The organism is Candidatus Eisenbacteria bacterium, from assembly GCA_035712145.1.
In the GTDB taxonomy this organism is placed as follows: domain Bacteria; phylum Eisenbacteria; class RBG-16-71-46; order RBG-16-71-46; family RBG-16-71-46; genus DASTBI01.
The window spans coordinates 1-10,431 of record DASTBI010000181.1; the positions used below are offsets into that span (position 1 = coordinate 1).

The 10,431-nt window shown below is 64.3% G+C and carries 6 protein-coding genes; 2 read left to right on the plus strand and 4 right to left on the minus strand.

Annotated features, from left to right (window positions below; translation table 11 throughout):
• The 3 genes from VFQ05_12245 to VFQ05_12255 all read right to left on the minus strand — a co-directional run.
• Window positions 1–819 (minus strand): isocitrate/isopropylmalate family dehydrogenase (locus tag VFQ05_12245; protein HET9327535.1); only part of this gene is annotated, 819 nt, incomplete at its 3' end.
• Entirely contained in the window at window positions 816–2,069 is a 1,254-nt protein-coding gene (locus VFQ05_12250; GenBank protein HET9327536.1) for a hypothetical protein, read from the minus strand. The genes VFQ05_12250 and VFQ05_12245, both read right to left, overlap by 4 nt.
• Window positions 2,066–3,307 (minus strand): LeuA family protein, encoded by a 1,242-nt coding sequence (locus VFQ05_12255; protein HET9327537.1) that lies wholly within the window; start codon window positions 3,305–3,307, stop codon window positions 2,066–2,068. Before VFQ05_12255 ends, VFQ05_12250 begins: the two co-directional genes overlap by 4 nt.
• Window positions 3,308–3,513: 206 nt before the next feature.
• Here VFQ05_12255 and VFQ05_12260 point away from each other — a divergent pair, with 206 nt between their 5' ends.
• Both VFQ05_12260 and VFQ05_12265 read left to right on the plus strand, forming a co-directional pair.
• Complete coding sequence (locus tag VFQ05_12260) at window positions 3,514–4,731, plus strand: right-handed parallel beta-helix repeat-containing protein (GenBank protein HET9327538.1); 1,218 nt, start codon at window positions 3,514–3,516, stop codon at window positions 4,729–4,731.
• Between the two features lie 137 nt (window positions 4,732–4,868).
• The gene (locus VFQ05_12265) at window positions 4,869–5,618 is read left to right on the plus strand and encodes a methyltransferase domain-containing protein (GenBank protein HET9327539.1); all 750 of its coding nucleotides are present in this window, start codon (window positions 4,869–4,871) and stop codon (window positions 5,616–5,618) included.
• 8 nt (window positions 5,619–5,626) lie between these two features.
• Here VFQ05_12265 and VFQ05_12270 read toward each other — a convergent pair whose 3' ends face one another.
• Window positions 5,627–10,054: a kelch repeat-containing protein gene (locus tag VFQ05_12270; protein HET9327540.1), complete on the minus strand. Its 4,428-nt coding sequence runs from the start codon at window positions 10,052–10,054 to the stop codon at window positions 5,627–5,629.
• Window positions 10,055–10,431: the final 377 nt, after the last annotated feature.

Here is a 10,431-nt window from a genome sequence, read left to right on the forward strand (position 1 = left end):
GCTGACCTGGCCCGGGTGCAGGTTGCCCGAAGCCGCGATCCCGAGGCCGCCCTGGATCATGGCCGCGAGGTCGGTGAGGATGTCGCCGAACATGTTGCTCGTGACCACCGTGTCGAACCACTCGGGATTCTTCACGCACCACATGCACGCCGCGTCGATGTAGGCGTGCTCGCGGGTGATGTCCGGATATTCCGCGCCCACCTCGGCGAAGGTTCGCGTCCACAGGTCCATCGCGCGCACGGCATTCGCCTTGTCGACGAGTGTGAGCTTCTTCTCGTCGCCACGCTTGCGCGCGAGCTCGAACGCGTAGCGCATGACGCGCTCGACACCTTTCCGCGTGAACAGGATCTCCTGGGTCGCGATCTCGTCGGGAGTGCCCTTCTTGAAGAAGCCCCGCATGCCGGCGTAGGCGTCTTCGGTGTTCTCCCTCACCACCACGAAATCCACGTCCTCGGGAGTCTTGCCCTTGAGCGGGCACAGGTGCTCCGCGTAGAGCTTCACCGGACGCAGGTTCACGAAGAGATCCAGCTCGAATCGCATCTTGGCGATGATGCCGAACTCGAGCAGGCCGACCTCGATGCGCGGATCGCCAATCGCTCCGAGCAGGATGGCGCGCTGCTGCTTCACCTCCGAGAAAGCGGCGTCGGGAAAGATCTCCTTGGTCTTCAGATAGTGCTCGGCGCCGAAGGGATAGCTGGTCGGCTCGATCCGGAAACCTTCGATCGCCGCCACGCGCTCGAGCACGCGAAGCCCTTCGCGCACGACCTCCGGGCCGATGCCGTCGCCTGCGATCACCGCGATCGAATACGTCTTGCTCATGGTCCGTCCTTTCGCACGGACGCGGCCCCGCCGCCCGTTGGATTGAAACTGAAATCCATGCTGACCCAGACCGCATGCGGGGAGCCGAGCTTGATGGCGGGCTTGAAGCGCCAGGCCGGAACCGTGCTGAGCATGCGCGTGATCTTCCACTCGGCGATCGCACCGGCCGGGAACCAGGGAAAGTCGTTGATCACCGGCCGGCCCTGCTCGTCGATCAGCAACGAGAGAATCAGCTGCAGGGGCCTGACGCCCTCCGGAATCGTGTCCGAGAGCGCCGGGCCTTCGGGTGAATACGTGATCACCGCTGGCACATCGACCTCGACGTTCTCCTCGGGCTTCGGGCCTTCGGGCGCGGTGATGAGGCCCGCGCGGCGTGGGCCGGTCAGAAGGGTTGTGGGAAGGCTGTCGGGAGCGAGGCCGGGGATGCGTGACCGGGTCATCGCCAGCGCACCGGGAACGAACGCGGAATCGATCGTGACCGCGCGGCGGAAAGCTTGTTGCGCCTCGGCTCGCCGGCCGCTCTTCCACTCCCAAAGACCGACCAGGTAGTACGCTTCGGGAAGCGTCGGGTCGAGCGCCGCGGCGTGCGCAGCCGCTTCTCGCGATTGGGCATCGCGCTTCGTCTGGCCCGCGGCGACCGCCAGCACCAGCCAGTCCTTGCCACTCAGCGGTCGCGACGCCACGGACTGGACCGCCGCTTCATGAGCCTCGGGCCAACGCGCCTTCATCGCCGCCACTTCAGCCCGCGCTCGCCAGATGTACCAGGCCCAGCCGTCATAGCGGCCATTGAGCCACGCGCCTTCCCGCCGGTAGGGGTATTCCACGCGACGTGAGTAGGGCAGTGTGTCCTTCACGGCCGCGTCCATCAGCGGCGTATACAGGCGGGCGAAGGCGGAATCGATGGCGCCCGAGCGCGCCTCGTCGAGCGCCAGGAACAGCTCGAGATCCGCGTCGGCAATGACCCGCTTCTTCAGGCTTCGAAGACCCGAAGCGGCACGCGCGTAGGCTCCGGCGTCTTCCATCTCGCGCGCCTCGCGCGCCAGCTCGTGGACGGACTTGGAGGATTCCGACGCAGGTTTCGCCGCCGGTCTCTTCGCCGTGGCGGGCTTGGGCGTGGTGGATGGATTGGAAGAAGATGGAGCGGGAGTGGCAGCCGGCGCGATCCCGACTCCCAGGGCCAGCGCCAGCATCAAGGCAACCGTCGTGACGGCGGCCGCGCGCGCGGGGCCGCGGAGAGCGGGGAGCTTCACGAGACGCGGGATCCCGAGACCGATTCCAATACCGCCTGAATCTCGCCGTCCGTCAGCACGCGATCCACGCTCTTCGCGCGATCGAATACCGCCTTGATGCGGTCCGGGGTCGCTTCCAAGCCGCGGCTCTGCAGCCAGAACACGACGTTGCTCTCGCCGCTCATCGGTCCGACTTCGATCTCCTGCCGGCGTCCCACGAGGCTCGCGGGAACACCGGAGTACACGCGATCGGCCAGCCAGTCTTCGCCCTTCTTGAATGCCTTGATCACGGCTGCCGCGTGGACGCCGGTTCCGGTACGGAACGCGTCGCGGCCGACCACCGGATAGTTGGGCGGGACCGGGACGCCCGTCGTGCGCGCCACGATCTCGCAATACTCGGGCAGCGCGGTGAGATCGTTCTCGATCCAGCCCAGGAGCTTGAGGTTGACCAGCAACTGATCCATGGGCGTATTGCCCACGCGCTCGCCGATACCGATCGCGCACCCATGAACCCGAGTCGCGCCGGCACGGATCGCCGCGATCGTATTCACGACCGCGAGTCCGCGATCCGAGTGCCCGTGCCAGTCGAGCTCCACATCGGCCTGACTCTCCCGCACCACTTCGAGCGCGAACCGCACCAGGTTGGCCGCTCCGGTAGGCGTGGCGTGCCCGACGGTGTCGCACAAGCAGAGCCTCCGCGCGCCGCAGCGGATGGCCGTGAGGAAGAGCTGGCGGAGCTGCTCCGGCCGAGCCCGCACCGTGTCCTCGGTGACGTACATGACCGGCAGCCCATGCGAGACCGCGAACGACACCGCTTCCTCGGTGTGCTGGAGCATGGTCTCGAGGGTCCAGTTCTCCGCGTATTGACGAATGGGAGAAGAGCCAATGAAGGTGCAGACCTCGATCGGAATCCCCGCCTTCTGTGAGATCTCGACCACCGGCTCGATGTCATGGCGCAACGTTCGGGCCGCGCAATTCGCACGGATCGAGAGGCGGGCGTTCCGGATCTCCTGCGCCAGCCGCAGCACATCCTTCACAACGTGTGGACCAGCCCCCGGCAATCCGATGTCGGCCGTGTCGATCCCCAGGCGGTCCATGAGGTGGAGGATGGCCACCTTGTCCTCGATTCCAGGACTCTTGACCGACGGGGACTGGAGGCCGTCACGAAGCGTTTCGTCGTCGAACTGGACCCGAAACGATGGTGGATCCCAGCGTTCCCCGGCTTCGTTCCAGTCGTAGATCAGATCTCGGTCTTCCATGGTCTGGTAAGGTAGGAAAGTCGTTGGAACAAGAGCGGGCATCAGGAGGTAGAGTCCGACAAGTATCGCCGGGCCGGAGGGCCGTGCAAGTCCAAACCTAGGCCGACTAGGGGCTCCAACCCATGGAGCGTAGGGCACGGAAATTGATAAAGCAGGGCGGGATTTCCGTCCACCCGTTGCAACTCGCAAACCTCGACGACCCCACAATGATCGCGACCAGGCTTCGGTTCCACATCCTTCGGACACTTCCCGTGCTGGCCGTGCTGTGCGGCCTGGTGATCGGGACGGGCTCGGCTTTCGCCGGGGTCCGCATCTACGTGGACAAGAACGGCGTCGGCGGCGCGCCGAACGACAGCCGCGATCGCACCACGGCTTCCAGTCCGTCCACGCCGGTGGCTACGATCGAGCGAGGCATGACCTTGGCACTCGCCGGCGACACGGTGCTCGTCAGGGCCGCGACCTTCGTGCGTTCCAGTCCGCTCGGGCTCGGCAAGGGTGGCATCGTCCTCAAGGCCTACCCCGGCGAGCTCGTGAAGCTCGACTTCTCCGGCGCCTCGACCGGCAACGGCATCAACTTCGGGGCCGACGGTATCACGCTCGAGGGATTCGAGATCACCAACGCCCCCGAAGAAGGCGTGAGCACCTGGTTCACAAGCAACAACACGATCCGCAAGAACCACATCCATCACTGCGGTCTCGTGCTGGTCAACAACAAGTACCAGAACGGCATCGCGGCCTACGGGTCCAACATCTTGATCGAGCAGAACCTGGTCCACGACACCGGCTCGCACAACATGTACATCTATGGTGACCGCATCACCGTGCGCAACAACGTCTCGTACGCGACCATCGCGCCGGCCGACCGCGGCTCCTATGGAATCCAGATCGGGACCCCGGGCGCCAACTGCACCAACATCACGATCGCGCACAATGTGTTCGCTGAGAGCAAGAACCGTTCGTCGATCGTGTTCTACTCGCCGAATGCCACGATCAGCAACGTCGTGATCGTGAACAACGTGCTCGTCAAGAATCCCTACAGTCCTGTCTACGTGTACAGCGACGTCGGCACCACGTTCAGCAACATCCAGATCAAGAACAACATCTTCTCCGAGAACGGCCGCGGGAACTGCGTCTTCTTCACCAACACGAACAGCTGTTCCACGCCGCCCAGCACGTTCAGCGTCAGCGGCAATCTGACCTTTGCCAGCCAGTCATTGATCGGCTTCCGGAATCTCGGCGCCCACGATTACTTCCCGGTCGTCGGGTCTTCCATGATCGACCGCGGATTGGCCGGTTACGCCACCAACGATTTCACCGGTACGCCTCGTCCTCAGGGTACTTCGGTGGACATCGGCCCTTTCGAAGCGATCAGCGGGGGGGGAGTCGACGTCATTCGCCCAGCGGCGATCGGTGATCTGAACTAACCTCGGCTTACTTCACTGGCCGGGCGCAGGGCGCCAGCAACGGCGTCTCGCGCCCGGCCGGTTTTCGTTATCCTGCGCGAGCGCCTGATCCATACAGGCGGATCGGCATCTTCGAGAACCAGGGGAGGGAAGCTCGGGTGTCCGAGCGGAACGCCGCAGCCGTGCTCGACGCCACGGACGAAACGCTGCTCGCCGCCGGCATCGGCTGGAAGGTCGCGAGCTGGACCCGGGCGATGCGCGAGGCGTTTCAATACCTGCCCGGCGACCTTCACGGGAAAACGCTGGTCGAGCTCGGCGGCGGGCGCAGCGGGCTCAACCTGTTCCTCGGCCGCCTCGGCTGCCGCCTCTTGTGCATCGATCGTCGCCTCGACTTTTCGAAGGAGTGCCGGGATCTCCACCATCGCCACGGCGTGGCGTGCGAGCACGTGCTGAGCGACGCGCGCCGCCTGGCCTTGCCGAGCGCGAGCGTGGACTTCGTGGTGATGAAGTCCGTGCTCGGCGGTGTTTACTCGGAGTTCGGCCGCGAAGGCGCTTTGGAGTGCGTTGCCGGCGTGCGCGAGGTGCTGAAGCCGGGCGGCGCGATGATCGCGCTCGAGCAGCTGCGGGGCGATCCGATGACCGGGTGGCTGCGGCGGGTGAAGTTTCCGACCCGCCGATGGCATTACTTCACGATCGAGGAGTTCACGCCCGGGACGTCGTCGTCGCTGGTCGAGGGGTTCGCGAGGGTGCAGTGCCGGGCGATGACGGTGACGAGCCACAGCGCCGAGGACTGGCTCGGGCACCAGAGCCCGATCGTGCGCGGCGCCGTGGCCATGGATCAGCTCATCGAGCCGATGGTGCCGCCCAACTGGCGGCACCTGATCTCGGTGGTCGCGACGGCGGCTTAGGGGTTTCGCTACCGAATCAGAGCCACCTTTTGCGACCAGGACCCGGCCGGGGTCTCGAAGCGGACGAAGTAGATCCCCGCGGTCGCGGAACGGCCGCGGTCCAGTCCGTCCCATGTCGCCGTGTGACGACCTGCGGGGCGAACGCCGGCAGCTAGACGCCCGACCAGACGTCCGGTGATGTCGTAGATCCCGAGCCTCACGTTTGCCGCGCGTGGTAACGCGTAAGTCACGCGAACCGGACCTGGATTGGGATTGGGCCGGATGTCCTCGAGTGCGAATGCCAGCGGCAGGTCCTCCACCGCCGTGGTGCGGCCCACGATCTCGGCGAAGATCGTCTTGTCGGTATCCATGGTCACATCGAGCGGATTGGCATTACCCGATGCGTCGCCCAGCCACTGGTTGAACCCCGCTCCTCCAGAAGGTGACGCGATCAACGTCACGTGCTCGTCCACGGCGTAGCAGCCCTTGGCGGGGATGAACTGAACATTCCCGTTGGTGGCCACCGCCTGCAGCCATGAGCCACCGGCGCAATCCAGACGCTTGGTGTCCTGCCGATACGATCCAGCGGGAGTGATCCCATTGGCGACCAGCACGAGATTCATGTTGGGCTCGTAGACCGCAGAATGGAAGTAGCGCGCGGTGAGCGGCAGGCCGCCTGTCGGGATCCTGGTCCAGTAAGGCTGGAACTCGAGCGAAAGACCCCAGACCGCATCCATGTTGCTCCCACCGGGGCCGAGCCCTGAGATCACCAGCATGCGGTCGCGGTCTGTGTCGTAGATCCCACGAGCAAGATAGGACTGAGGAGCTGGATCACCCGATGATGAGAGCTGTGTCCACGCGGGAGCTCCCGAAAGGGAAAGCGCCCAAAGGTCGCTGAAGATCGTCAGGCTGCCCGCCTCCTGCGCTCCACCTTGGATCAACATCCGATCCCGCACCGGATCGTAGACACCGACGTGGCCATACCTCGCCGCCGGTGGTGTGCCGGACGGGGAAAGCTGGGTCCATGTCGGTGTCCCAGCCAGACTCAATTCCCAGACCTGGTTGGTGTTTGGATAGCCGCCGAACAAGATCACTCGATCGCGAAGCGGATCGTAGATCGTCGAGAAGGCGAACCGTCCGGGCGGAGTAGTTCCCGCCGTGGCCACGAGCGACCAGGTGGGAGTGCTGCCCATGGAGAGCTGCCATACGTCGTTGGGTGGCGATCCGGCGTTTCCGCAAATCACGAGCATGCGGCTCCGGATCGGATCGTAGAGGAATCCCGCGGCGTTCCGAGGCGAAGGCGGTCCACCGGTAGGAGCGAGCTGCGTCCAGCCGCCGGCGACGGTGAATTGCCAGAGATCGTTCAGGAAGTTGGCGCCGTCGTAGCCGCCAAATCTCAACATCCTGCCGTTGACCGGATCCCATGCCGCCGATGCGCCCGCGCGGTTCAGGGAAGCCGTGGCGGCCATGGTCCACGCCCCGCAAGCGGCAGGTGGAGTGACGAAACTCGCGGTGACGGTCTTGTTCGCATCCATCAGTAGGCTGACGGGGTTGGAGGTGCCCGTCACGTCCCCGTTCCATTGCGAGAAGGCGTACCCGTCCGCGGGCACGGCGGTCAGCTCAACGGTGCTGCCGCCCGGATAAGCGCTTTGATTCGGAGATCGCGTCACAGTCCCCGAGCCGCTCGGAGAGACGTTGGTGGTCAGTGCGAAAGCATCGAAGCTGGCGGTGATGTTCTTCGATGCGTCCATGGTGATGACCAGCGGATTGTCCGTGCCGCTGGCATCGCCACTCCAGCCCAGGAATGGAAAGGGCGAAGTCGAGGCCGTGAGGGTGACCTGGGACCCCGGTGGAAAGACGCTTTGGTTCGGACTCTTGGCGACGGTCCCACTCCCTGAAGGAGTGATGGTCAGGTTGAGCGAGTAGCCTGTGAAGTTCGCCGTGATGTTCTTTGGCCCATCCATGGTCACGGTGAGTGGGTTTGTCGAACCGCTCGCGTCACCGCTCCAGTTGATGAAGCCGAAGCCGGTCGCGGGGTTCGCCGTGAGCGTGACCTGGGTCCCTGGTGGGAACGAGGGGAGATTCGGGCTTCGGCTGACGGTGCCGGACCCCGCCGGCGCTACCGATGTGGCCAGCGCGTAGGTGACAAAGTTGGCCGTGATGTTTTTTTGCCCATCCATGGTCACAATGAGCGGGTTGGTCGTTCCACTGGCGTCGCCGCTCCAGCCTGTAAATGCATAACCTGCGGCAGCGTTCGCGGTGAGGGTCACCTGCGAACCCGGTCCGTAACTCGGCTGGTCCGGACTCTTGCTTACCGTTCCGCCGGCAGTCGGGGAGGATTGGGCAGTCAGGACGTACGTCGCGAAGTTGGCGACGATGGTCTTGTTCGCATCCATCGTGATGGTCAGTGGATTCGCATTGCCACTGGCGTCTCCGCTCCAGCCTGTGAATCCGTAATAGTCAAAAGGATAGGGATAGAGGGTGACTTGCGAGTTGGCGGGCTGACAAGCGCCACTCGGGTCCTGTTGGATCAATCCGCCAGTTGAGGGAGCGGCCGTCAACGTCAAACCGAACGATGGCGGGAACGAGAGCGCCCAGATGTCGTTGTAGTTCGTGCCGAATTGATTTCCGCCGAAGACGAGCATCCGATCATGAGTAGCATCCCACATGGCCTGGGTATAGCCCCGAGCGTAGAGAGTGTTGCTCGTTTCCATCGTGCTCCAAGTCGGTGCGGCCGACAGATCGAGCGCGTAGGTGGCATGGTTGGTCCCTCCGCCGATGATCTCTCCGTAGCTGACGATCAAGCGATCACGAACGGGGTCGTAGACGCCGAGATGGGCCCCTAGCGGAGGAGGAGAGCCGCCCGCAGTCGTTAGCTGGCTCCAGCTCGGTGTTCCGCTCAACGTGAGAGCCCAAACCGTGTCGTCGTTCCAGCCATGGGTCAGCATGCGGTTTCGCGGCGAATCGAAGACCGACACGTGGTATTGGCGCGCCGGCGCCGGTCCCCCCGTGGGGCTCAATGCACTCCAGGACGTACCGCCGGCAAGGGACAGCGCCCAGACGTCCGAAAGAGCGTTGGAGCCCAGATCGGCGCCACCGTAGACGACGATGCGGTTGCGTGGTGAATCCAGGATCGCCGTGTGCACGCTGCGAGCAGGCGGAGGCGTACCCGTCGGAGTCAGATGGGTCCACGTCAGCGAAGAGAGAGACAACTGCCACGTGTCGTTGAGCACGCCGTCCTCGTCCGCCCCTCCAAACAGGATGAGGCGGTCGCCCGCCGGGTCGTAGGTCGCGGTGGCGTCCTTTCGTGCCGTCGGCCATGTGGCCGTCGGACCAGACTGTGACCAGGCATTTCCGGTGAACGAATACATCCATAGATCGCGAGCCAATTGTTGACCCGGATTGGTGGACCCACCGAAGACGACGAGCCGTTGGCGGGAAGCGTCATAGATGACTCCGGCGCCCATTCGAGGGGGAGGAACCTGCCCCGCCGGCGTGAGCATGGACCAGGCGGGAGACCCAGCGAGGTTGCCCAGGGTCCAGAACTGGTCGGCGGCGAAGGACAGCATGCGCTGGCGAATGGGATCGTAGATGGAAGCAAAAGTGTATTGCGGCGCCGGCGTCGGCCCCGTCGGAGTCAATTGCGTCCACCTGATCGGATTGGTGTAGCTCAGGCTCCAGGTGTCGAACAGCTCGATGCCGTTGGTGTCCCATCCGCCGAAGATCAACATTCGATTCCCCGGCGCATCGGTGATCGCCGTCTGACCGCCGCGTGCGACGGGCGGTCCACCGTTGGGACTCACCAGGCTCCAGCTCGGCGATCCAGTGAGCGTCAGGGCATACACATCGCCAAGAGTGTTTCCATTCCCGTCGTAACCCCCGTAGACGAGCATCCGATTGCGCGGAACGTCGTAGACGGCGGTGTGACCCGACCGTCCGGGCGGTGGCGTGCCCGTTGGAGTCATCTGCGTCCAGGTCGGAGTGCCGGAGAGTGAAAGCGCCCACACATCGTTCGCCGCGGAGGCCCCGCACATGTGTTGTCCACCGAAGAGGACCATCCGGTCGTTGACAGGGTCGTAGATCGCCGAACTCCAAGCCCGATCCGGCGGGGAGTAGTCGCCCGCGACTTCGATCCCGTTCCAGGTGGGCGTGCCGGAGAGAGTCAGCTCGTAAGCGTTCCCGGGACAGTCCCCACCACCTGACCAGGAGCCATTCGCCCAGAACCCACCGAATGTGATCACCCGATCCCGTAGCGGGTCGTAGATCGCCGCGGCTCCATATACTCCAATGCCAACGGTGCTGAAGTTGTCGGTCGGGACTTCAGTGAGGCTGGACGTTCCGCCAAGCGATACGGACCACAAGACATCGGTGGTGTTCCATTGGCCAGCGTAGCCACCCAGGACGAGGAGGCGATCGCGAGCAGAGTCGTAGACGGTGCAATGCCCGTCGCGCCACAAGGGAGACTGATTCGGACTAAGCTCGCTCCAGGCCCCGCAGACGAGATTGCCTGTAGCAATGGCGGAGGTGGAGGAAGGAGAAACCATTCCGAATGGGGATTTCGGAACGCGTGTTGGCATCCGCGCGGCACCGTGTCGTGTCAGGGGATCGGGCGCGGTGATCGTGATCGCGTTAGCGCTCGAGGCAGCGGCGAGGAAGGCGAGGAGAGCGATCGTAACGAATCGGCGGGTAGGGGACATGGCAGCCTCCGCAGGTCGGGCGAGGAAGGCGGCCTGCGGCTCTCGCTCGACTACTTGGGGAGTTTACGCCCCTGTTAAGTCCTGTCTATCCCTTTCGAGGATTACGGCAATCCCCTAAGTCCTACTAGCTCAACGCA

Excerpts from the sequence above, each read along its gene's own strand:
- VFQ05_12255 (HET9327537.1), bottom strand. The coding sequence starts at position 3,307 with ATGGAAGACCGAGATCTGATCTACGACTGGAACGAAGCCGGGGAACGC.
- VFQ05_12260 (HET9327538.1), top strand. The coding sequence starts at position 3,514 with ATGATCGCGACCAGGCTTCGGTTCCACATCCTTCGGACACTTCCCGTG.